This window comes from Albimonas pacifica (assembly GCF_900113695.1).
In the GTDB taxonomy this organism is placed as follows: Bacteria; Pseudomonadota; Alphaproteobacteria; order Rhodobacterales; family Rhodobacteraceae; genus Albimonas; species Albimonas pacifica.
This window is the reverse complement of record NZ_FOQH01000007.1, coordinates 287,070-309,048: the sequence shown is the minus strand read 5'-3', so window position 1 is coordinate 309,048 and position 21,979 is coordinate 287,070. Positions and strand designations below refer to the sequence as shown.

Annotated in this window: 16 protein-coding genes; 5 read left to right on the top strand and 11 right to left on the bottom strand. The window is 75.9% G+C overall.

What is annotated here, in order from left to right; genetic code table 11:
- Positions 1 to 117: 117 nt before the first annotated feature.
- Positions 118 to 672 (bottom strand): hypothetical protein, encoded by a 555-nt coding sequence (locus BM064_RS27540; protein ID WP_177236306.1) that lies wholly within the window; start codon positions 670 to 672, stop codon positions 118 to 120.
- 270 nt (positions 673 to 942) lie between these two features.
- On the opposite strand from BM064_RS27540, the gene BM064_RS16730 reads away from it, so the two are divergent.
- Complete coding sequence (locus BM064_RS16730) at positions 943 to 1,371, top strand: c-type cytochrome (RefSeq protein WP_092861357.1); 429 nt, start codon at positions 943 to 945, stop codon at positions 1,369 to 1,371.
- Positions 1,372 to 1,379: 8 nt separating this feature from the next.
- Here BM064_RS16730 and BM064_RS16725 read toward each other — a convergent pair whose 3' ends face one another.
- Positions 1,380 to 2,135, bottom strand: a complete 756-nt coding sequence (locus tag BM064_RS16725; protein ID WP_177236305.1) for a Crp/Fnr family transcriptional regulator — start codon at positions 2,133 to 2,135, stop codon at positions 1,380 to 1,382.
- A 348-nt stretch (positions 2,136 to 2,483) separates the two neighbouring features.
- Here BM064_RS16725 and BM064_RS16720 point away from each other — a divergent pair, with 348 nt between their 5' ends.
- On the top strand, positions 2,484 to 3,035 hold the full coding sequence (locus BM064_RS16720) for an Hsp20/alpha crystallin family protein (protein ID WP_177236304.1): 552 nt from the start codon (positions 2,484 to 2,486) through the stop codon (positions 3,033 to 3,035).
- Between the two features lie 150 nt (positions 3,036 to 3,185).
- On the opposite strand, the gene BM064_RS16715 is transcribed toward BM064_RS16720, so the two are convergent.
- Positions 3,186 to 7,616, bottom strand: a complete 4,431-nt coding sequence (locus BM064_RS16715) for a chemotaxis protein CheB (RefSeq protein ID WP_177236303.1) — start codon at positions 7,614 to 7,616, stop codon at positions 3,186 to 3,188.
- Between the two features lie 381 nt (positions 7,617 to 7,997).
- On the opposite strand from BM064_RS16715, the gene BM064_RS28120 reads away from it, so the two are divergent.
- Positions 7,998 to 8,699 (top strand): LuxR C-terminal-related transcriptional regulator, encoded by a 702-nt coding sequence (locus tag BM064_RS28120; RefSeq protein ID WP_245779191.1) that lies wholly within the window; start codon positions 7,998 to 8,000, stop codon positions 8,697 to 8,699.
- Positions 8,700 to 8,777: 78 nt separating this feature from the next.
- Here BM064_RS28120 and BM064_RS16710 read toward each other — a convergent pair whose 3' ends face one another.
- The 8 genes from BM064_RS16710 to BM064_RS16675 all read right to left on the bottom strand — a co-directional run bounded on the left by BM064_RS16710 (position 8,778) and on the right by BM064_RS16675 (position 18,194).
- The gene (locus tag BM064_RS16710) at positions 8,778 to 10,319 is read right to left on the bottom strand and encodes a hypothetical protein (RefSeq protein ID WP_092861349.1); all 1,542 of its coding nucleotides are present in this window, start codon (positions 10,317 to 10,319) and stop codon (positions 8,778 to 8,780) included.
- On the bottom strand, positions 10,316 to 11,584 hold the full coding sequence (locus tag BM064_RS16705; RefSeq protein WP_177236302.1) for a lipopolysaccharide biosynthesis protein: 1,269 nt from the start codon (positions 11,582 to 11,584) through the stop codon (positions 10,316 to 10,318). The genes BM064_RS16710 and BM064_RS16705 overlap by 4 nt, the downstream gene beginning before the upstream one ends.
- Positions 11,585 to 11,925: 341 nt before the next feature.
- Positions 11,926 to 12,759 (bottom strand): AAA family ATPase, encoded by an 834-nt coding sequence (locus BM064_RS16700; protein WP_092861345.1) that lies wholly within the window; start codon positions 12,757 to 12,759, stop codon positions 11,926 to 11,928.
- Between the two features lie 3 nt (positions 12,760 to 12,762).
- Positions 12,763 to 14,259: a polysaccharide biosynthesis/export family protein gene (locus BM064_RS16695; protein ID WP_092861343.1), complete on the bottom strand. Its 1,497-nt coding sequence runs from the start codon at positions 14,257 to 14,259 to the stop codon at positions 12,763 to 12,765.
- The gene (locus BM064_RS16690; RefSeq protein ID WP_092861341.1) at positions 14,256 to 15,287 is read right to left on the bottom strand and encodes an SDR family NAD(P)-dependent oxidoreductase; all 1,032 of its coding nucleotides are present in this window, start codon (positions 15,285 to 15,287) and stop codon (positions 14,256 to 14,258) included. Before BM064_RS16690 ends, BM064_RS16695 begins: the two co-directional genes overlap by 4 nt.
- 109 nt (positions 15,288 to 15,396) lie before the next feature.
- Complete coding sequence (locus BM064_RS16685) at positions 15,397 to 16,275, bottom strand: sugar transferase (protein ID WP_092861339.1); 879 nt, start codon at positions 16,273 to 16,275, stop codon at positions 15,397 to 15,399.
- Entirely contained in the window at positions 16,272 to 17,405 is a 1,134-nt protein-coding gene (locus BM064_RS16680) for a DegT/DnrJ/EryC1/StrS family aminotransferase (RefSeq protein WP_092861337.1), read from the bottom strand. Before BM064_RS16680 ends, BM064_RS16685 begins: the two co-directional genes overlap by 4 nt.
- Before the next feature lie 66 nt (positions 17,406 to 17,471).
- Positions 17,472 to 18,194: a nucleotidyltransferase family protein gene (locus BM064_RS16675; protein WP_092861335.1), complete on the bottom strand. Its 723-nt coding sequence runs from the start codon at positions 18,192 to 18,194 to the stop codon at positions 17,472 to 17,474.
- A 523-nt stretch (positions 18,195 to 18,717) separates the two neighbouring features.
- Here BM064_RS16675 and BM064_RS16670 point away from each other — a divergent pair.
- Together BM064_RS16670 and BM064_RS16665 are read left to right on the top strand one after the other, a co-directional pair.
- Complete coding sequence (locus BM064_RS16670; protein ID WP_092861333.1) at positions 18,718 to 19,956, top strand: O-antigen ligase family protein; 1,239 nt, start codon at positions 18,718 to 18,720, stop codon at positions 19,954 to 19,956.
- Positions 19,953 to 21,968 (top strand): GumC family protein, encoded by a 2,016-nt coding sequence (locus BM064_RS16665; RefSeq protein ID WP_092861331.1) that lies wholly within the window; start codon positions 19,953 to 19,955, stop codon positions 21,966 to 21,968. Before BM064_RS16670 ends, BM064_RS16665 begins: the two co-directional genes overlap by 4 nt.
- Positions 21,969 to 21,979 lie beyond the last annotated feature (11 nt).

The following is a 21,979-nucleotide window of genomic DNA, read 5'->3' as shown; positions in this document are numbered from 1 at the left end:
GGGGCCGGGCCGGGGGCTTGGGCGCGGCTCCGGACGGAGGGTGCGGGTCCTGCGGATCGGACGGACCGGGCGCGTGCCGGTGCAGCGACCGAGGGCCTGGCTGGCGGGAGTCGAGGCTCATCTCCCCGCCCCTCCGCCGCCGCCCCCGCCGCCACCTCCGCCGCCCCCGCCGGCGCCTCCGCCTCCGCTGCCGGCCCCGGGCCGGCCGCCGGGGGCGGCGGGGCGGCCGGCGGGGGCGGCGCGGTGCTGCTGCTGCATCCGGGCGCGGTGCTCCTGCATGATCCGCTCGCGCTCCTGCGCGGTGGAGGCGTCGCCGAGACGGTCCGTCAGCTGCTGGCGCTCGCGCTCGGTCATGCGGTCGTAGCCGGGGATATGCGCGCGCAGCTGGTCGCGGTCCATGTCGCGCAGCCGGTCGCGGTCGAGGTCGCCGTCCTCCAGCCGATCCCTGTCGCGATCCCGGTCCCGATCCCGATCCTGGTCGAGGTCCCGATCCCGGTCCTGATCCCGGTCCTGATCCCGGTCCCGATCCTGATCGCGGTCCTGATCGGAGACCGGCAGCCGGTCGCGATCCCGGGCGCGGTCCTGGTCCTGCGCGACGACCGGGGCGCCGGCGACGAGCGTCGCGGCGGCCAGACATGCGAGACCGCCAAGCGTGCGAGGTCGACGTGTCATCCGGAAATCTCCTCTGGGCGCATTGGGTCGGGGACGTCGCCGACCCGGGGTCCGCAGGCGCCCTCGCCTCCTGCATCGCTCCGCGGGGCGCGGAGATCATTGACCGCCGTCATCGCGGGTCCGGGCCCGGCGATCCGCCGGGCCCGGCGGGACGGTCATGCCTCAGGGCGGGGCGGCCGGCGCGCCGCGTGCGGCGCGGTGACGGCGGTCAATGCACGGGGGCGCGCGCCGGCGCAGGCTGTTCGTCGCGAGGAATGCGGGAGATGGACGATGGAACGGCGCAGGGGCGAACGGCGGATGCAGGCGGCGGCCCTGGCCCTGGCGGCGGGGCTCTGCGCCGCGCCGGCGGGGGCGGGAGAGCTCGAGATGGAGGTCGGCGGCAACCTCTACGCCTACTGGTGCGGCAGCTGCCACGGCGCCGACGCGCGGGGCGAAGGGCCGCTGAGCCTCTACCTGACGCTGCCCGTGCCCGACCTCACCGACCTTGCGCGACGCAACGGCGGCCTGTTCCCGATGCTGGCGGTGATCCGCACCATCGACGGCGGCGACCGCTCGCCCGGCCATGGCGGCGAGATGCCGGTCTTCGGGGCGTTGTTCGCCGACGACCTGAACGGGATCGGCGACGACCACGACGCGATGATCGAGGCGCAGGGCCGGATCCTGTCGATCGCGATCTACCTCTCCGCCATCCAGCGCTGAGCGGCGGCTCAGGGCCCCGGCCCGTCCAGCGTCAGGTCCGCGCCCGACGCCTCGACGAGCGCGGCGGGCTCGCGGATCTCGAACGTCTCGGGATTGATGATCCGCACGAGCCCGTCGTCCGCGAGCTTGTGGATCGCGCGGCTGAAGGTCTCGGGGCGCATCCCCAGGTGCCGCGCGATGTCGACGCGCGGCGCCGGCAGGCGCACCTTCACGGGACCCTCCTTGCGGCGTGCGTCGAGCGTCCGCCGCCGCCGGGTCAGGATCACCAGAAAGGCGGCGACGCGCTGCGTGGCCTGGCCCCCGTTCAGCAGCAGCAGCCACTCGCGCACGGCCTGCAGATCCTCCAGCGCCGCGGTCAGGAACATCCGCTCCAGGGCGGGCTCGCGGTCGAGGATCTGCTCGAGGCCGGCGCGGTCGAAGGCCAGGCGCAGGCCGTCGGACAGGGCCTCGACCCTGTGCCGGGGGGCGCGGTCGAAGGGCAGCCCGTAGAGGTCCGGCGGCGCCAGGATGCCCAGCACGTGGGCGCGCCCGCCGGCCAGCGTCTGCATGACGCCGAGCGCGCCGTCGAGCACGAAGCCGATTTCGCCCCCCGCCTCGCCGGCCGTCACGATCACCTCGCCGCGGCGGAAGCTCCGCTCGCTCGCCGTGCGCCCCAGCGCGGCGCGGATCGGCTCGGGCAGGGGCTGCAGCAGGCGGTCGAGGCGCGGGTTCGCCCGCGCCAGGGCGGCGAGCGGCGAGGGGGAGGCGCGGTCGGGCGAGGTCATCGCAGGGGCTCGGTCGGGGTCTGGGGCGGAGGATCCGGCAGGGTGCAAAGCGACTTTCCACCTGACGCCTCGATCCCGCATTGATCCCGGTCAACCCAGCGCAGAGTCCGGCCGCTGCCGGCCACCGCTCTGCGTGAGCCGGCGGGGCGGCCGCGACGATGATCCCCGTCAATGATGGGGCGGGCGGGGCGATGCAGGCTTCGGGCATCCCGTCGCCGAATGGGGGCTGTCGAACGTCCCTCGGCGAAAACAGCTCCGTGCTGCGCCCCCCGTGCGACGGGAGGCCGCCGGGCGTCGCCGACCTGCAGCGCGGCCGCCCGGCGGCGCCTCTTTGCCAGGAGACGCCAGATGAACGACACCGCCACACCCGCCGTCGCCCCGAAGCGCGAGGCGCCCCAGCGCGCGGCCGCGCCGACCCGCGCGCCCCTGCCGGGACCGGCGCGCGACCCCTTCGCCTTCCTGCGCGGCGAGATCGACCGCCTGTTCGACGATTTCGACTGGCCGCACCTGTCGCTGCGCTCGCCCTTCGCCGCGGTCGAGGCCTCGGGCTGGCCCCGCGCCGCGTCGGCCCTGCCGGCGACCGACCTGGTGGAGCGCGACGGGGGCTTCGAGCTGAGCGTCGAGCTTCCCGGCTTCAAGCGCGAGGAGGTCGAGCTGCGGATGAACGACGGCGCCCTGTCGGTGAAGGCCGAGACCGCCTCGGAGCGGGAGGAGACCAAGGGCGACTACCACCTGCAGGAGCGTCGGCGCGGCGCCGTGCAGCGCACGCTGGCGCTGCCGGCGGGGATCGACGCCGACAAGGTCTCGGCGGTGTTCGAGAACGGCGTGCTGAAGGTGACGCTGCCCAAGTCGGCGCAGGCGATCGCCTCCGAACGCCGGATCGAGGTCAGGCCCGCCTGACCTCGACGACGGGCCGCGCCGCGCCCGTCGGACCCCGCGCCGCGACCGACCGCGCGGCGCGGGGTCAGCCCTGCGCGCCGACCCGCGGGACGCCGCCGTGGCGCGGCCGGACCCGGGGCGCCGGATCGAGACGGCCCCCGCCCCGCGGCGCTACTGCAGACCGGCGGCGATCGCCAGGCGGACGAGGTCGGGCAAGGAGGCGCAGCCCATCCGGCGCATGATCGCGGCGCGATGCGATTCGACGGTGCGCTGGCTGATGCCCAGGTCGTTCGCGATCGTCTTGTTCGCCAATCCTTCGAGCACCTTGTCCAGCACCTCCCGCTCCCGGGAGGTCAGGCGGGACAGGCGATCCAGCGCCGCCTCCCTCGCGGCGTCGCCGTCGGTCGCGCCGCTCTCGGCGGCGTCGGCGTCGGCGCCGGAGGCCGGGCGGCCGGCCTCGAGCACGGCGTCGATGCGGGCCGAAAGCGCCTCCGCCTCGACCGGCTTTTCGATGAAGTCGACCGCGCCGGCGCGCATGGCGCGCACCGCCATGGCGAGGTCGCCATGCGCGGTGACCATGATCGTGGGCGGCGGCGGTCCGGCGCTGCGCAGCCGCTCCAGCAGCGCGATCCCGTCCATGCCGGGCAGCCGGGCGTCGAGCACCAGGCAGTCGGCCGACGCGGCCTCGGGCGAGGCCAGGAACGCCTCGCCCGAGGCATGATCGAAGATCCGCCGGTCCGCCCGCTCGAGCGCGCGGCGCAGCAGTTCGCGCGCGCCGTCGTCGTCCTCGACGAGGTGGATCGCCGCGCCGGCCGCGGGCGCGGAGGAGGCCGGGGCCGGGTCGCGGCGCTTGCGCAGCCGGGCGATGGCCCGGGCGAGCTGGGCGGAGGAGGCCGGCTTGGACAGGCGCAGGCAGCCGGCCCGCGCGATCGCCTGCTGCGCCGCGCGGGTGACGTTGCCGGTCAGCACCACGGTGGGGATCGTCCGCCCCGCGGCGGCCGACAGCTCCCGCGCCAGCGCGAGGCCCGCGGCGTCGCCGTGCAGGTCGTAGTCGATCAGCAGCAGGTCCGGGCCGCCCGGAATCCCCGCGAAGCGACGCAGCCCCTCCTGCCGGTCTCCGGCGCCGACGGACCGGTGGCCCTGGCCTTCCAGCGTGCGGATCAGAAGCTCGCGCAGGGGCTGGTCGTCCTCGATCACCAGGATCGACGCCGGCCCCCCGTCGCCGCCTGCGGCCGGGGCGGAGGCCGGCGGATCGCCGGCCGGATCGTCGCCGTCCTCCCCGTCCGGGGGGGCGATCGCCTTGGGCGGGTCGGCCGGCGCCAGCGGCAGCTCGACCCCGAAGCAGGAGCCGTGACCGGGCCGCGAGCGGACCGAGACCGGATGCTCCAGCAGATCGCAGACCCGGCGCACGATCGACAGGCCCAGCCCCACGCCGGGGGGCGCGTCGGGCTGGTCGAGCCGCCGGTAGGGCTCGAATATCTCGACGGCGTCGGTCTCCGAGAAGCCGGAACCGGTGTCGCAGACCTGCAGGCTCAGCCGGCCGCCGGGGCGTCGGCGCAGGCCGACCAGCACGCCGCCCGAGGCGGTGTACTTGATCGCGTTCGACACCAGGTTGCGCAGCACCGTCTCCAGCAGCCGCGGATCGCTGCGCGTCCAGGCATGCGTCGGCGGCACGCGCAGCCGCAACCCGCGCGAGACGGCGGAGGCGCGATAGGGGGCCAGCACCCGCTCGATCAGCGGGCCCAGCGGAACCGGCTTGATCTCCGGGCGCAGGGCGCCGGATTCGATCCGGTCGGTGTCCAGCAGCGCGTCCAGCATCGCCGACATCGAGACGATGGTGTCGTCCAGAAGCTCCCGCAGGCGGCCCAGGTCGGCGGGCTGCGCGCCGGGGCCCAGCAGGTTGTGGATCAGGGTCAGCGACTGCAGCGGCTGGCGCAGGTCGTGGCTGGCGGCGGCCAGGAACCCGGACTTGGCCCGGTCCGCCCGCTCGGCCGCGGCGCGCGCGGCCTGCAGCGCCTCGGTCGCGCGGCGGTCCTCGGTGATGTCGAAGAAGGTCACCACCACGCCGTCCGCGGCGCCGTCGCCGGCGCGATAGCTCTGCGCCTGGCGGCGATACCACTTGCCCTGCAGCCCCTCCACCTCCCGCGTCAGCGAGCCTGCGCCGGCGATCACCTTGCGGCAGTCGGCCTCGAGCTCGGGGTCCTCGATCAGCGCGGCCAGGTCCTGCAGCGGCCGGCCCAGGTCGGTCGGGATCACCCGGAACATCGCCCGCAGGCGCGGGGTGAAGAAGCGGATGCACAGGTCGGCGTCCAGGAACAGCGTCGCCACCTCGGTGCTGTAGAGCACGTTCTGCAGGTCCGAGGCGGTGGTGCGCTGCTCCTCCAGCGCGTCCTGGAGCTGGCTGTTGAGCGCGGTCAGCTCCTCGTTGAGCGACTGCAGCTCCTCCTTCGAGGCCAGCAGCTCCTCGTTGGCGGACTGGTATTCCTCGCGCACCGAGAGCGCCTCGGCGTTGTCGGCGGCGTGGGCCTCGAGCTCGTTCTCCAGCGCGGTCTGCACCTCGGAGAGATCGCGGCGCAGGCGCGCGGTCTCGGCCTTGGCGTCCTCGGGGACGCCGTCGACCACGATGCGCGGCTCCTCCGGGCCGGAGGCCGCCGGCGCATCGTCGGCGACCGGGGAATCGAGGAAGGCGGCGAGCAGGAACTCCGTCTCGTCGACCCGCGTCGCGCGCAGCTCCAGCACGAAGCGGCGGCCGTCGGCCGCGACCCCGCCCAGCACGCGCACCGGCGGTCCGCCGGCGACGCAGGTTTCGGCCGCGGCCCTGACCCGCGCGCGGATCGACATCGGGGCCATGGCGATGAAATCATGCTTGGGATAGCCCGGCGCGATCTCCAGGTAGCGGCCCGCGTGCCCCAGCAGATAGAGGCACTGCAGCCGCCGGTTCAGCAGCGCCGCGGCCGGCGCGTAGGCCTCGAGCGCGAGCCGCCGGCACAGTTCGCCGATGTCGCCGCGGTCGCCGCGCGCAAGAGCCGGCACGGGCGCCGCGCGCCCCCCGGGGGCGATGGCCAGGTCGCCGGGTTCGGGCGCGCCGGACTTGCGCCACAGGGCGATGGCGCGGTCGACGGCGGTGAAGCGCGCCTCCCGCTCGCCCGGGGTCTCCGCGCGGCCCAGCAGCAGCAGGCCCCGCGGGCGCAGCGCGAACAGGCAGCTTTCCAGCACCCGCCGCTTGGCGTCGTCGCCCAGGTAGATCAGCACGTTGCGGCAGGCCAGCAGGTCGATGCGCGAGAACGGCGGATCCGACAGCATGTCGTGGACCGAGAAGATCACCTTCTCGCGCAGGTCCGCGTTCACCCTCCAGCCGCCCGGCTCCTGCACGAAGTAGCGTTTCAGCCGCTCGGCCGAGACGCCGCGCGTCGCGGCGCCGGCGTAGAGGCCGGCGCGCGCCACGCTGATCGCCGCGGGATCGATGTCCGAGGCCAGGATCCGCACCGAAAGGGGCTCTCCCCGGGCGCGGGCGACCTCGTCGCAGATGATCGCCAGGGAATAGGCTTCCTCGCCCGTGCTGCAGCCGGCCGACCAGATCCGCAGCGGGCGGCCGGCGGGCAGTTCTTCGAACAGCTTGGGCAGCGCGCTCTGCGCCAGGCGGTCGAAGACCTCGGGGTCGCGGAAGAAGCCGGTGACGTGGATCAGCAGGTCCGCGGCGAGGCGGTCGAGCTCCTTGGGGTCGCGCCGCAGAAGGTCGAGATACGCGCCCGGCGCATGGGCCGAGATCCCGGCCAGCGCCATGCGCTGGGCGATCCGCCGGCGCAGGGTGCCGTTCTTGTAGAGCGTCAGGTCCTGGGCGGCGACCTCGCCGGCGAGCGCCAGGATCGCCCGGTAGATGGCGACGTCCGTCCCGCCGTCCACCGTCGCCGGGGCGACCGAGGACCGGGTCCGGCGGCGGCGCGTGGCCTGCGCCGCGGTCGCGCGCAGCCGGTCGAGGTCGAGCAACATGGCCGCGAGTTCGCGCACGGGGCCGGTGGCGTCGGCCAGGCCGGTGTCCAGCGCGGCCTGGGGCATCCCGGGGAACTCGGCCTCGTCCGGATCCTGGACCAGCGTCAGGCCGCCGGCGGAATGGACGCTCTCGAGCCCCTCGGTCCCGTCGTCGCCGTTGCCCGACAGCACCACGCAGACCGCTCGCGCGCCGGCGTCGTCGGCCAGCGAGCGCAGGAACACGTCGAAGGGCCGGCGCACCGCCTCGCCCTCCGCAGGAGGTTCGATGCGCAACCGCCCCTCGCGAAGCCGCAGGAACACGCCGGGCGGGATCACGTGCACGGTCCCGGCCGCCGGGCGGTCGCCGTCGGCCGCCTCGTGGACGACCAGGCCGGAGGCCCGCGCGAGCAACTGGGCCATCAGGCTGCGATGGTTGGGGTCGAGATGGGCGATCACCACCACCGCGGCCTCGGTTTCGGGCCGCAGGGCGGAGAGGAACTCGCCGCAGACCTTCAGCCCCCCCGCCGAGGCGCCGACGGCAATGATCGGGAACGTTTCGGGCGAGCCCGGCCCAACCGATTCGCCTGTCGGGGGCGCCGTCGACGACCCCTTGTCGACCTCGTCGCCGTGCATCTTTCCTCGCTGTTTTCCGTGACGTTCACGGTTGCGGTCGCCCTTGTCCGGCTTGGGCGGCCCGCCTGTCGCGCACGGCTTAGAGCTTAAATACAAACACCAATTCTCGACCTTGTCACCCACTTGCTGCCGGCTGGCCGCGCCCGTCCGGCGAAGTGGTTTCGACCGGCTCCGTATATTCCGAGGGATGCAATCAGGCGAGTGACACACAAAATTCACAATCGTAGATGCGTGCGAGACCGAACCGCGGTGGGAGGAGCGGAGGTCCACTCCGACTTGGCGGCGCCGAGACGACGGCCGCGCCTGCGGCCGACAGACGAAGCGTATTGCGTAGCCCACCAGGGCGCCGCCGGGATCAGAGCCATGAAGCCAGGTCCAGCTATGACCAAGACATCCGAACACGCCGTGTGGCTCGTCGAACCGAACCACCTTCTTGCGGAGGGACTGAAACATGTTCTTGGACGAGGCCCGTTCGTGGTCGCCGCCAGTTGGCGCAGCATTCGCGAACTGCTCGATGGCGGCGGCGGAACCGCCTCCCCCGAAGTGATCCTGATGGACGTCAAGCACGGCGAGATGCCGAGCTGCCGCCAGGTCGACGACCTGCGCGAAAGGTACGACGGCGTCCGCATCGCCTTGCTGGTCGAGCGTATGATCAACCTCACGATCCTGGGGCCGGAGGCGCTCGACGTCGACGGCGTTCTGCTCGAGAGCGCCGCCCCGGAGGCGATGATCAAGAGCCTGGAGCTCCTCGCGCTGGGGGAGCGGTTCTTTCCCGCCCCGCTGCCGATGCCGACGCGGGGGGAGACGGACGCGCCCCTCGATCGCCGGATCGCGCAACCGCACGAGCCGATCCTGGTGGGCGACACGCATGGCCTGTGCAGCCTGACCGATCGCGAACGCCAGGTGCTCGAAGCGCTGGCCCATGGCGCGCCCAACAAGATGATCGCGCGAAAGCTGGAGATCTCGGACGCCACGGTGAAGGTTCATGTGAAATCGATCCTGCGAAAAACCGGGGCCCGGAACCGGACCGAGGCGGCGTTGTGGGCCTATGGAGCGCACCAGGCGGACTCGACCGACGCCTGAGACCACGGACTGGGCCGGGAACGGGCCCGGCCGGCGAGGACGACGGGACAAGGGGGGGGACGTCCCCCACGTCCCGGCCTAAAGCGCCCGCCAGATGGCGCGGGCGGCCGCCTCGGCCGAGGCGGCGAGCGGCCGGTCGGTGTCGATGATCGCGACCGGCGCGGCGCCGAAATCGGCGCAGGTCTCCATTCCCCAGCGGCGACGCACCGCATCGGCATCCGGGCCGCCCGGCTTGTCGCGGGCCGCGTCGCGGCGCACCGCCGTCTCGGGCGAGGCCTCGAGGCGCAGCACCAGCTGCGGGCCCGGCACGCCGCGGCACAGCGCCTGTTCCCGCCGCATCAGCCAGCGCTTGAGGATGGATCGTTCCGCCGCCACGGCGGCGTTGTCGAAGACCCCGCTGTCGATCGCGCCGGGCGTCTGCGAGGGGTAGCGGTCGGTCACCACGATCGCGCCCGAGGCGGCCTCGCGCCAGCAGCGGCGCAGCAGCGCCCGGCGGTCGTGGGCGAGCAGCGTCATGCGCAGCACGAACAGCAGCGACCAGCGGCCGGAGGCGCGCCGCTCGGGCTTTTCATACTCGCCCGTGCGTTCGGAGCGGAACAGCCGGCGCGCCAGCGGCGTCAGCAGCCGCGGGGCGAAGCTGAGCCAGGTGGCGGGCGGCCGGCCGGCATGGACCCGCAGCATGTCGAGGTCGCGGCCCAGGCGGCGGGCGATCTCGCCGCCGAGCGTCGACTTGCCCACGCCCTTGGGGCCGACCATCGCCACCACCAGGCCCCCGGTCTGCAGCGCCAGGTCGCGCCGCCCGGCGCGGCGGTTGCGCAGCATCCGCCAGACCCGCAGCTTGCGCTGGAAGCGGGCGGCGGCATGGCCGATGCGGCGGCGGTCGCGCAGCGCCCGCGACAGGCGCAGGCCCAGTCGGATCCGCTCCAGGCGCCCGCGGCCGCCCTCGGCCTCGATCGCGGCCAGCGCCTCGGCCAGCCGGGGCGGGTCGCCCGCGGGCAGCCAGCGCCGCCACAGGGTCTGCGCGGCGGAAAGGTCGGCGCGCCCCCGAAGCCAGCGCAGCTCCCGCCGGACGGCGTCGTAGCCGCGGGCGACCATCGCCACCTCGACCAGGTCGGCGTGCTTGAGCAGCACCCGCAGCGCGAACAGCGCCAGCTCCGCCTCCGGCGGGGGGACCGGCAGGCCGTGCAGGCGATGGCCGCCGGCCAGCAGGTCCTCCTCGATCGGCAGTCGGAAGCATTTCACCAGGCTGTCGCCGGTGACCACGCCGAAATAGGCGTGCAGATGCACCAGCCCCGAGGCGTCGTCGTTCAGGGCGAAGGCGTGGATCACGCCGGGGTGGCCCATCCCCCCGCGCGAGACGGCGGGGCGGAAGCCCGCCTCGATCGCCGCGGCGAGCAGGCGGCCGGCATCCTCGCGCCGGACCAGCAGGTCCAGGTCCTCGGCCCCGGCCATCGCCTCGGCCAGGCGCAGGTTGCTCTTCCAGTGGCAGAAGCGCACGCCCCGCTTCGCGAGGCCCGCGACCAGCGCGCGGACCGCGCCCGGCGCGTCGCCGGGCAGCCGCTCGGGGGCCGCGCCCCGGCGGGCCTGCGGGGGCGGAAGGTCGAGGTAGAGGTCCGTCATCGGAAACGCTCCTGCTGTGAGGGCCGGGTGCGGGCCAGGAGGCCGGGGCGAAGCCCCAGCCGCGCCTGCGCGAACCAGGCCATGGCGAGGTTCCAGATCACGACGCCCGCCGTGGCGGCGACGGCGGCGCCGACGACGCCGAAGGGCGCGGCGAGCGCCGCGCACAGGCCCAGCCCCGCCAGCGCGCCGCCCGCGTGCATCCAGGCGCCGGCGCGTTCGTTCGCGGTCATCGTCATCAGGTGCTGCTGGGGGCCGGCGGCGGCGGCGACCAGCTGGCCCGCGACCAGGATCGCCACGGCCGGCGCGCCCTGGGCGAAGCCCTCGCCGAACAGCGACAGCAGCCAGGGCGTGCCCGCGGCGAGGCCGGCGGCGACCAGCAGGGCGCCGCTCAGGCTCAGCCGGGCGGCGCGCGCCAGCAGGGCCTGCAGGGCGGCGCGGTCGCCGCGGGCGTGCAGCTCGGCCACGGTGGGGGCGAAGGCGGCGGCCACGGCCATGCGCGGCATCGCCGCCAGCGTGGCCAGCGCCATCGCCACCGCGAAGACCCCCGCCTCCCGCGCCGAGGCGAGCAGGCCCAGCAGGATCACCCCCGAGCGGGCCATGGACACGTCCGCGGCCATGATCGCGGTCAGCGGCAGCGTCGGGCGGATCCAGTCGCGCAGCGCGAAGCGGGGCGCGGCGCGGGCGACCTGGGGCGGCCGCAGGCGGCGGCGCAGCACGAGGGACAGGACGGCGATGATCGCCGCCGAGACGAGCATCCCCGCCATCGCCGCCGGCGCCCCGGGGGCCGCGGCGCCGGTCAGCGCCAGCGCGGCCAGGGCCGCGAGGGCGGCGGGGTCGCGGACCAGCCGCTCGGGCGCCAGCGCGCGCACCACGCCGCCATAGGCCCGCACCGCCGCCGCCGCGACCAGCTGCAGCGCCAGGAACGGCGCGGCCGCCAGCGCCAGCAGCAGCGTCGCCCCCTCGACCGTGCGCCAGCCGCCCAGGGCCAGCGTGACCGCCGCCCCCGCGCCCGCCAGCAGGCCCGAGGCCGCGACCGCCGCCGAGGTGGCGAAGCGTTCGGCCCCCAGCGCGCCCGCCCAGTCCTCCCGCGCCCGGCAGGCCGGGACCAGCCGCAGCAGCGAGACATGGAAGCCCAGCGTCGAGAAGCTCGCCGCCACCGTCGCCCAGGACAGGGCGTACATGTAGAGGCCGAAGGCGTCCGGCCCCACCAGACGCGCGGTGCCCAGCTGCGTCAGGTAGCTGACGCCGGCGCCGGCCACGAGCACCGCGAAGGCCCCCGCGCTCGCCGACCGCAAAGGACCGCCGCCCCCCGCCAGACCCCGTCCGAGGGCCTTTCCGCGGCCCTGCTTCAGCTCCGCCAGCACGCGCCCGATCCGCCCCCTCCGGGCGGCCGCAGGGGTCGGGCCGGCCCGGTCCGCGGAGGTCTGAAGCGCCGAGGCCGCAGCGTCAGGCGCCTGAGCGTCAGGCCCCTGAAGGCCGCCGGCGTCCGGTCCCGCCGCCGCCTCGGGCCCCGCCGGGGCGGGACGCGAGGCGGCGGGGGCCGGGGCCGCCTCGGCCCTCGGCGGGCCATCGGGGGCCGCGCCGGCGTTGCGGGAGGCGAGGGGCCTCATGTCTCGGTCTCGCCGCGCAGGGCGGCGATCTCGTGCTCGATGCGGGCCACGGCGGCGGGCAGGGCGTCGAGGTCCGGCACGCTCAGGCGCAGCACCCGCAGCGCCCGCCGCTCCAGCAGCACGTCGAGCGCCTCGAAGGCGGCGAGCTGGGCGGGGGCGGCGGCGGGGCCGGGCTCCAGCAGCCGCTCCACCGGGCCCTGGGCGCGCAGGCGCAGGGTCAGGCGATGCTCCAGCCGCTCGAGCGGGGCGTCGAGCCGCACCGCCAGGTCGGGCCGGGGCGCCGCGTCCAGCGCCCGGGCACAGGCCGCGACGTCCAGCGCCCGCCCCAGCGCCGCCAGCGAGGCGACCGCCGACAGGAAGCCCTGGTCGAAGACCGTGGCGCCGGGGAAGGCGAGGGCCTCCTCCCACCGTGCGCCGAGCTGGTCGAGATAGCGGCGGTAGCGCAGCTCCCACATGAAGCTGCGCGGGGGCAGGGCGCCCAGGATCTCCCGGGTCGAGCGCTGCGCGGACGGCCGCCCCGCCAGCGTCGGCGCCAGCGCCGCGGCCTTGGCCATCCGGCTGGCGGGGGCGAGCAGCGGCCCCGCCCCGGTCCGCCAGCCGCGCGGATCGTCCTCGCCTTCCGAGGGGCGGGCGCTGGCGGCGAGCCGGGCGGCCCGGCCGCGGGCCTGCAGCGCCGCGACCAGGGCCCGGGCGAGCGTGGTCTTTCCGCAGGCGGCGGGGCCGACCATCTCGACCAGCGTCGCGCCGGCCGGGTCGTGGGGAACCGGCGGGCGGACGGGCTCCCGCCGCTCCACCCCCGCCCACGAGGCGCCGTTGAAAAGCGGGGCCATGGGTCAGCGCGCCGCCGCCTGCGGACGCCCGGCGCCGTCGGGCGTGGCCCGGGGACCGGGTGCGGAAAGCGTCCGGGGCGCCGCGGGGGACGCCGCCATCGCCAGCGGGCCGCCCGCGCCGCCGCCCGCGCCCCCGCCTGCGCGCCCGACCGCCCCGCCGGGCGCGTCGCGCCCGGGCGCTCCGGCCGGGAACGACGGAGCGGCGGCGAGCGGCGCCTCGGATGCGGCGCGCTGGACGCGGACCACGTCGCCGGGCGCCAGCAGGCGGTCGGGCTCGACCGCGGTCTCGGCGCCGCCGCGGTCGGGCGTCACCAGCAGCACCGGCTCGCCCTCTTCGGTCGGAACGGGGGCGAGGCCCGCCAGCCGCAGGCGGGCCAGCGTCGCCTCGTGGCGGGCGCGGTCCGCCTCGCGCCGGACGCCGGCCGCGGCCAGCGCGTCGAGCGTGTCGAGCCGGCGCTGGACGTCCAGCCGCTCCAGCGTGCGGGCGTCCTCGGTGCGGCGGCGCTGCAGGGCCATCAGGCCGGCCTCGGTCTGCAGGCGCCGGGTGGCCGAGATCAGCGCGGCGCTGCGGATGTCGGCCAGCCGGGACTGGGTGTAGATGCCCTTTTCGGCATGGCCCTGGGCGACGGCGAGATCGGCGGCGTCGGCCTCCTCGCGCCGGCGCTCGACCACCACCTGCTCCTGCAGCACGGCGATCTGGGCGTCGAGCTGGTCGAGCGCGCCGGCCAGGTGCGCCCGCTCGCGCGCGGCGTCGCCGGCGCGTTCGTCGAAGAGGGCGCGCTGGGTCTCCACCGCCCGGGCCAGCGCCGCGGCCGAGGCGGCGTCGGGGGGCGGCGAGGCGGGGGCGAAGACCTCCGCCGCCGGCTCCGGCGCGCCGGCGGCGGCCAGTTCCCGGCGCAGGCGCCAGATGCGGGCGTCGGCGGCGGCCAGCGCCAGCCAGGCGGCGGCATGGTCGATGCGCAGCGCCTCGGGATCGAGCGCGAGCCCCGCCTGGGGCGCAGGGCGCATCAGCCCGCCGGCCGCGGCCAGCGCCTGGCGGGCGGTCATGCCGGGGCGGAAGGGCAGGGCGCCGGGGCGGGCCACGTCGCCGGAGACGAAGACCGGCCGATGCTCGGCCACCCACACGCCCACCTGCTCGCGCGAGACGGCCTGCAGCCGCTCGCGGCCGTCCGGGGTCCACGTGGGCAGCAGCCGCCCGGCGAGCGCGGTGCGCAGCGCCTCGCGCAGCTCGGCCAGGGTGCGGCCGGCGGCCGGGGTCTCGCCGATCATCGGGACCGGGACGGCGCCGTCGAGCTGGATCTCCGCCCGCCGGTCCAGCGCCGGCAGGCCGGCGACCGAGATCGCGATCACGTCGCCGGGCTGCAGGCGATAGGGCGCCTCCTGCGCGGGGGCGGGGCCGGGGGCGGCCAGCGACAGGGCCGCGGCGAGGGCGCCCGCCGCGGCGGCGCGGGGGCCGGCGGGGCGGGCCCGCCGGCCGGGAACGGGTCGCGGGCGGCTCATGTGGCGTAGCCCGTTTCGCGCCGCACCAGGCCGTCGGCAAGGCGGCGGCGCCACCACTCGACCGTGCGCACCAGCCCGTCGCGCAGGCCCACCTGCGCCTGCCAGCCGGTGGCCGCGGTCAGGCGGGAGGCGTCGGCGAGCAGTTCGCGCACCTCGGAGTTCGCCGGGCGCATCCGCCGCCCCTCCAGCGCCACGCGCTTGTCGCAGGCGCAGATCTCGCGCAGCAGGGCCAGCACGTCGGCGATGGTGGCGGCGCGGCCGGAGCCGGCGTTGTAGGGCGCGCCATGGAGGATCGAGGGCTCGGATCCGATGGCGAGGAAGGCCGCGACCGTGTCCTCGACGAAGGTGAAGTCGCGCACCGGGGTCAGGTCGCCGATGCGGATCGCCTCGACCGCGGGGTCGAGCGCCTGGCGGATCAGCGTCGGGATCACCGCCCGCTCGCTCTGCCGGGGGCCGTAGGTGTTGAACGGACGCAGGATCGCCACCGGCAGGTCGTGGGCGCGGGCGAAGGATTCCGCCAGCATGTCGGCGCCGATCTTGGTGGCCGAATAGGGCGACTGGCCCTGCAGGGGGTGACGCTCGTCGATCGGCACGGTCTGGGCGGTGCCGTAGACCTCGGAGGTGGAGGTGTGCACGACCCGGGGCGTCTCGTGGGTGCGCGCGGCCTCGAGCACGTTGAGGGTGCCGAGGATGTTGGTGTCCACGTAGGACTGGGCGGCGACGTAGGAATGCGGGATCGCGATCAGCGCGCCGAGGTGGAAGATCACCTCCTGCCGGGCGGCGAGGCGCTGCATCATCGCGGCGTCGCGCAGGTCGCCGCGCACCGCGTTGATCCGGGCGCGCAGGTCCGGCGCCAGGTCGTCGAGCCAGCCCAGCGTGTCGAAGCTGTTGTAGAGGCACAGCGCGGTGACATGGGCTCCGCCGCGGGTCAGCGCCTCGGTCAGGTGGGAGCCGATGAACCCGTCGGCGCCCGTGACCAGCACGTTGCGCCCGGCATAGGGTCCCGGCGCGAGGTTCGATCCATCCATCCGTCCGTCCTCCGGTGATCGTGGGGGCCGCGCATCTCCGCGCCCGGCCCGGTCGGGGCCGGCGCATGGCCGCCGGCCCGAAGCGTCGCGCCGCGTTCGTGGGCGGGGGTCAGTTCCGCGCCGTCGGCGCGGACCCGCCGGCGCCGGCCCGCCCCGGGGCGCCGCCGGGCAGCCGCCCGCGTCCCAGCCCGGCGATCGAGGCGAGGCAGCGCAGCACCCAGCCGAGGTCCCCCAGCAGGGTGCGGCGGGGGTAATAGGCCAGGTCGATCTCGGCCTTCTCGGCGAACAGCGTGCGCCGGTAGAAGGCGGCGGGGTCGATGTCGCGGGGATAGCGGTCGCACTCGTTTCGGAACCGGGCCTGGCTGGGCCCGAAGATCCCCGGCCGGTGGTCGAGGATGCCCGCGTAGCGGCCCTCGAAGCAGTCGGCGAAGGCGAGGCTCTCGGGACGCGGGCCGACCACCGACATGTCCCCGCGCAGCACGTTGAACAGCTGCGGCAGCTCGTCGAGCTTGCTGCGCGCCAGGATCCGGCCCAGCGGCGTCATCCGCGCGTCGTCGCGCATCGTCACCGGGCAGTCGGCGCCCTCGGGCCGGGGGGCGAACTTGCGGAACTTGAGCATCCGGAACGGCCGCCCGCCCTGGCCCAGACGGGTCTGGGCGTAGAAGATCGGGGCCCCGGTCTCGGCCAGGATGGCCAGCGAGATCGCCGCCATCGGCAGCGCCGCGGCCAGCAGGCCCGCGGCCGCCGCGCTCACGTCGAAGGCGCGCCGCAGGATCGAGGCGACCCCGCCCGCGCCCGCGGCGCGCGCGCGGGCGGCGCGGGTCGCGGAGGGCCGCCGGGCGCCGGCCCGGGCGCCGGATCCCGGGCCGGGCGGCTGCGCGGCCGGGGATCGCGGGCCGCCGCCCGGTTCCGCGCGCCGTCGGACCCGGAGCGGCGAGGGCAGGGACGGCGCGGAGGCGGACGTCTGCGGCGCGGACTGGGCGGTCATGCCGGTTCTCCTTCCACGGGGCTCAGCGCGATCTCGAGCGCGTCGACCACCTTGTCGACGTCCTGGGGCGCCATGTTCGGATGCAGGGGCAGGGTCAGGGTGCGGCGGTGGTAGGCCTCGCTCAGCGGCAGGCGCAGGCCGGGCCACAGCTCGCGGAAGCGCGACAGGGTGTGCACCGGCGGATAGTGGATCGAGGTCTGCACGCCGGCCGCCGCCAGCTCGGTCGCCACCGAGTCGCGGTCGGCCCCCTCGGGCAGCAGCACCGGGAAGATGTGATGGGCGGACGTGCCGCCCTGCGCGCCCGGCGCGATCAGGCCGGCGCGCTCCAGCGGGCCCAGCCGGTCGATGTAGCGCTCCGCCAGGCGGGCGCGGCGGCCGTTCATCTCGGGCAGACGGCCCAGCTGCACCAGGCCCAGCGCGGCCCGGATCTCGTCGAGGCGGTAGTTCCAGCCCTCGCAGCCGACGTCGTAATGGGCGTTGCGCGATTCGAGCCGCTGCACCGCGCTGGCCGACATGCCGTGGGCGCGCATCCGCCGGGCCCGGTCGCGGGCGGCGCCGTCGCGCAGCAGGACCATGCCGCCCTCGCCGGTGGTCATGTTCTTGTTGCCGTAGAAGCTGAAGGCGGCGGCGTCGCCGAAGGTCCCGGCGCCGGGCACGCCGACGGCGTGGGCCGAATCCTCGATCAGCAGCAGCCCCGCGCCGCGGGCGAAGGCGCGCCACGCCCCCCGGTCGACCAGCCGGCCGGCGTAGTGCATGACGATCACCGCGCGGGTGCGTGGGGTCAGGCGGGCGGCGGCGTCGAACAGCGAGAGCTGCGGCGCCTCGAGCGATTCGATGTCGACGGGCACCGGCGTGGCCCCGGTGTAGAGCACCGCGTTCACCGTCGCCACGAAGGTCAGCGAGGGCACCAGCACCTCGTCCCCCGGACCCACGCCCAGGGCTGCGAGCGCCAGGTGCAGCGCGGCGGTGCAGGAGTTCACGGCCACCGCGTCGGCGGCCCCGTGCAGGTCGGCGAAGGCGCGTTCGAAGGCGCGCACGCGGGGCCCCTGGGTGAGCCAGCCGCCGCGGATCACCTCGAGCACGGCGGTTTCTTCCTCGGGGCCCAGGAGGGGTTCGGAGACGAGCAGCATGGTCGGCTTCCGGCGCTGGAGTGGGAAGGAGAGGGGCGCGACGGCGCGGGGCCGCCGCGCCGGGGATCAGGAGACGACCACCAGGCGCTCGTGCGCGGGGGCCTGCTCGTCCCAGTCCAGCGCCTGGGCGTTCTGGAAGTCGGCGACCCGCCCGATGTCGAGCCACAGCCCGTCATGCTGGTAGGTGTGCACCGGCTCGCCCTCGGCCAGCAGGCGGTACATCAGGTCGTCGAAGCCGAAGGGCACGCCGCGGGGGATGTGCTCCAGCACGCCCGGCTCCATGCAGTAGACGCCCATGCTCATCAGGTTGGTGAGGCTGGGCTTCTCCTTGAACGAGACGACGCGCCCGTCGCAGGCCTCGATCACGCCGAACTCCAGCGGCGTCTCGCGCCGGGCGGTGGCGACGGTGACCAGGCCCTTCGAGCGGTGATGGCAGGCGAGGAAGGCGCCGATGCTCAGGTCGGTCAGCACGTCGCCGTTGATCACCATGAAGGTGGAATCGAGCTGGTCGCGCAGCATCGCCAGCGGGCCGATGGTGCCCAGCGGCTCGCGTTCCTCGGTGTACTCGATCTTCATCGACCACTGCCGGCCGTCGCCGCAGAAGCTGCGGATCAGCTCGCCCAGGTAGCCGGTGGTGATGAAGACCTCGCGCACGTCGTTCCGGCGCAGCCACTTGAGCAGAAGTTCGAGCACGGGCTCGGACTTCACCGGCATCAGCGGCTTGGGCAGCACCATGGTGTAGGGCCGCAGCCGGGTTCCCTTTCCGCCGCACTGGATGACGACCTTCATAGCACCACTCCCCTTGGCGTCGTCGCGAGACGACGGATTGCGCGCGTCCGGCGCGGCCTTCGCGACGATTTCGCGACGACTCCGCGACGGCGCTGTGACGGGTCGAAGATGTTCTGGCCGAAGCGGGGCGGTCTACGCCCAAGAGTGGTTACAAATATCTGGGCGAATACTCCCTCATGATCCGGACCTGACGCGAAGGCGGTAACGCCTCGTCTACCCCCAAGGGAGGATTCTCGCAGTAATCGCGGATATGTCACCCAGAGGTCCTCGGACGCCCTGACGGCGCGGCCGGGGATCTCCGCCGTCGCCGACATGCCGGCCCCCGGGGATCGCAGCCCGTCTGCAGCGTCGGAGGTGGGGACATGACGATGGCGATGCGCATGCCGGACCGGGCTCGCCCTCCGCGGGACCGGGGCGGCGTCGCCCGGGCCGCGCCGCGGCGACGGGCGAGGGGGGCGGCCGGGGGCGGCCGTCCCCTGCGCCCGGGGACCGGCCCGCGCCGCCGCCCTCTGGAGGCGGGGCGATGACCTGGCTTCTGGCGGCGGGTCTCGCGGTCTATCCCTCGACCCAGCTGCGCCTGGGCGGGCTGCCGCTGGGACCGGGAGAGCTGCTGCTGCTGGCCTGGCTGGGGCTGGCGGCGCTGCGCCTGACGCTGGCGGGCGGGGCGGCGTTCGGCCCGGCGCTGGCGCGCATCTCGCTGTTCTGGCTGACGCTGGCGCTGGCGCTGTGCGCCGGGGCGGCCGTGGGCTTCGCGCGGGAGCCGTTCCAGTACTGGTCGGGCATCGCCCATGACGTGATGGCCTACACGCTGCTCGCCTCGCTGGCCTGCATGATGGCGATCGATCTGGCCGAGCCCGCCCGCCGGCGCCGTGCGATCCGGCGGGCGGCGGCGCTGGGCGCGGGCTCGATGCTCCTGCAGATGGCCGACGCCTGGGGGCCGCTGGCGCTGCCCGGGGTCGACCCGTGGTTCTACGACCGCCTGCGCGGCTGGTCGCTGGACCCCAACCAGCTCGGTTTCTTCGCCCTGTTCGTCGCCCTTCTCGCCGTCCACCTGGCCGAGACCGCCCCCCGCCTGCGCGAGGCGCTGGCGATGCTGCCGCTGCTGGGCGTGGCGCTGACCACAGGCCTCCTGACCCGGAGCGACACCTTCGTCGTGGCGCTGATGGCGGCGGGCTCGCTCTACCTGATGCTCAAGAGCGTGACCTGGCTTCGCGACGTGCCGATGGGCCCGACGCTGCGCGGCGGCGTGGCGGCGCTGGGGCTGCTGTCGCTGCCGCTGGCCGCGGCCTCGGCCGCGCCGTTCCTGTCCGCGGCGGTGGAGCGGGTCGAGCAGACCTCGGCCGAGGTCTATGCCGAGGACGGCCAGGGCGACCTGCGCTTCCACCTCTGGGCCGAGGCCTGGGAGAAGGGGCTGTGGTCGGGCCTGATCGGCTACGGGCCCGGGCCGCACCTGACCTCGAAGTCCTGGAAGCAGCCGCCGCCCTACAAGTTCGAGGCGCACAACACCTCGCTCGACCTGCTGACGCAGGGGGGGATCGTGGCGACCTCGGCCTTCCTGCTGCTGTGCCTGACGACCGTCGGCGCGGCCTGGCGGGCGCGGCTGGCGGCGCTGGCGGCGCTGGTCGCGGGGCTCGCGGTGTTCAGCATGTTCCATTTCGTGGTGCGCCACCCGCTGTTCTGGTTCGGCGTCGCGGTCTGCCTGCTCGAGGCGACGCGGCCGGCCCGGGCGGGCCACGCCGCCGCCGGGGAGATCCGGTCATGATTCATCGCAGCGACGGCGAGATGCATTTCCAGCTGGTGGCCACGATGCTGCGTCGCCGGCGCCTGCTGATCGCGGGCTTCATGGCCACGGGGCTGGCGCTGGCCGTCGCGGCCGGGGCGTTCTTGCCGGTGCGCTGGACCGCCAAGACACAGCTCCTGCAGGAGACCGAGCTGCGCGACGGCGTCGAGGTGGCCGATCCCGCCGCGCTCGACACGCTGGTGGAGCTGCTGCTCTCCCCCGGGCAGCTGCGCCTGCTGGCCGCCAGCCTGGCCGAGGATCCGATCCCCCCCGCCCTGGAGGGGACCGCGCCGCCGGCGCTGCCGGACTATCGCGACCTCGTTCGCGGCCTGAACGTGTTCAAGGAGCGTCGCTCCCGCCTGGTGGGGGTGACCTACGTGGCCACGGACCCGCATCTCGCGGCCGGGGTGGCGAACCGGGCGGCGGAGCTGTTCCTGACCCGCACCGCCGAGCGGCAGCGCGCCGAGCGGTCGGCCGCGCTGGCGGCGGTGCAGGCGCGCCTGGCGACGGCGCGGCAGGAGCTCGACGCCGCCGAGGGCGCGCTGCGCGCCCATCGCGTGGAATTCGGGGCGGCCGAGGGCGCGGCGACCGACGCGGCCGCCGCCGCGATCGCCGAGCTGAACCGCCAGGCGGGTTTGACGCGGGCCGAGCTTCTGGCCCTCGACGACCGGCGCGCGCAGGGGCCGGACGGCGGGCGGGCGCCGGTCTCGCCCACCCGGCTGGCGCAGGACGGCGCCGCCGCCCCCGCGGCGCTGCGCGAGGGCGGCTGGCGGCTGGCCGCGGTGGCGCCGGCGTCGCAGGCCGGGCCGTCCGACGACGCCGTGCGCGGGCTCGCGCCCGGGGCCGCCGACGCGCCGGGCGCGGGGGCCGGCGCCGCCCAGGCCGAGGCGCTGCGCCTGCGGCTGGGGGATATCGACGCCCGGCTGCGCAGCCTGCGCGCCGCCGCCGCCGCGGGCGAGGCGCAGGCGGTGCGCGAGCGCGAGCTCGTCCGCGCGGCCGAGGCGGCGGGCGAGGTCTATGCCGGCCTTCTGCGCCGGGAGGCGGAGCTGTTCGGCCGCCCCCCTGCCGGTCCGCCGGCCCGCGTCGTCGCCCGCGCCACCGTGCCGGAGTCCCCCAGCTCCCCCGCGCCGGCGCTGTTCGTGTTCCCGGCCCTGCTCGGCTTCGGCCTGGTCGGCGGCATGACCGCCATCGCGCTGGAGCGCGCCGACCAGCGCCTGCGCAGCGCCCGCGACGTCGAGGAGGCGCTGGAGGTCCCCTGCCTGGGCCTGGTCCCGATCCTGCGGCGCGCCCGCCGCGCCGCGCCGGCCGCGGCCCTGCTGCCCGAAGATCCGTTCGCCCCCTATACCGAGGCGATCCGCGCCGTGGCGGTCGAGGCGCTGAGCCCCTCCTCCGACGCCGGCCGCCCCCCGAAGGTGCTGCTGGTGACGGGCGCGGCGACGGGCGTGGGCGCGACGACGCTGGCGACCAGCCTGGCGCTGTATCTCGCCCGGCTGCGGCGGCGCACGCTGCTGATCGACCTCGACATCCGCCGCCCCGGCGTCGCCGCCGCGCTGGGCCTGGGCGCGCGCACCCGGGCGAGGACCCTGACCCGCGAGGCGATCGTCGCCTCGGCTGCGCCCGGGCTCGACGTGCTGCCGGCCCCGCTGCCGGGGGGCGACCCGGTCGAGACGCTGTCCCGGCCCGAGTTCCGCGCCCTGCTGTCCGAGCTGCGCGAGGCCTACGACTGCGTGGTGATCGACGCCGCCCCGCCGGCGGGCGCGACCGAGACCCGGCTGCTCGCCTCGCTCGCCGACCAGGCGATCCTGGCGGTGCGCTGGGGCGCGACCCAGGCGCCCGAGGCGCGCGCGGCCCTGCACGGGCTGCGGCTGGCGGGCGGCGTCTCGGCGGTGGTCGCCCGCGCCGACATGCGCGCCCACGCCCGCCGGCGGGAGCCGCTGGGCCCCGGCCCTCGCGCCCGCGCCCGCCCGCGTTCCGCCGCCAACCTGTTCGCCTGAGGAGACGCCGC

Coding starts and splice junctions, on each gene's coding strand:
- BM064_RS27540 (WP_177236306.1), bottom strand. CDS start 672: ATGACACGTCGACCTCGCACGCTTGGCGGTCTCGCATGTCTGGCCGCC.
- BM064_RS16700 (WP_092861345.1), bottom strand. CDS start 12,759: ATGGCCCCGCTTTTCAACGGCGCCTCGTGGGCGGGGGTGGAGCGGCGG.
- BM064_RS16670 (WP_092861333.1), top strand. CDS start 18,718: ATGACCTGGCTTCTGGCGGCGGGTCTCGCGGTCTATCCCTCGACCCAG.
- BM064_RS16680 (WP_092861337.1), bottom strand. CDS start 17,405: ATGCTGCTCGTCTCCGAACCCCTCCTGGGCCCCGAGGAAGAAACCGCC.
- BM064_RS16665 (WP_092861331.1), top strand. CDS start 19,953: ATGATTCATCGCAGCGACGGCGAGATGCATTTCCAGCTGGTGGCCACG.
- BM064_RS16730 (WP_092861357.1), top strand. CDS start 943: ATGGAACGGCGCAGGGGCGAACGGCGGATGCAGGCGGCGGCCCTGGCC.
- BM064_RS16675 (WP_092861335.1), bottom strand. CDS start 18,194: ATGAAGGTCGTCATCCAGTGCGGCGGAAAGGGAACCCGGCTGCGGCCC.
- BM064_RS16685 (WP_092861339.1), bottom strand. CDS start 16,275: ATGACCGCCCAGTCCGCGCCGCAGACGTCCGCCTCCGCGCCGTCCCTG.
- BM064_RS16690 (WP_092861341.1), bottom strand. CDS start 15,287: ATGGATGGATCGAACCTCGCGCCGGGACCCTATGCCGGGCGCAACGTG.
- BM064_RS16725 (WP_177236305.1), bottom strand. CDS start 2,135: ATGACCTCGCCCGACCGCGCCTCCCCCTCGCCGCTCGCCGCCCTGGCG.
- BM064_RS16710 (WP_092861349.1), bottom strand. CDS start 10,319: ATGACGGACCTCTACCTCGACCTTCCGCCCCCGCAGGCCCGCCGGGGC.
- BM064_RS16715 (WP_177236303.1), bottom strand. CDS start 7,616: ATGCACGGCGACGAGGTCGACAAGGGGTCGTCGACGGCGCCCCCGACA.
- BM064_RS28120 (WP_245779191.1), top strand. CDS start 7,998: ATGACCAAGACATCCGAACACGCCGTGTGGCTCGTCGAACCGAACCAC.
- BM064_RS16720 (WP_177236304.1), top strand. CDS start 2,484: ATGAACGACACCGCCACACCCGCCGTCGCCCCGAAGCGCGAGGCGCCC.
- BM064_RS16695 (WP_092861343.1), bottom strand. CDS start 14,259: ATGAGCCGCCCGCGACCCGTTCCCGGCCGGCGGGCCCGCCCCGCCGGC.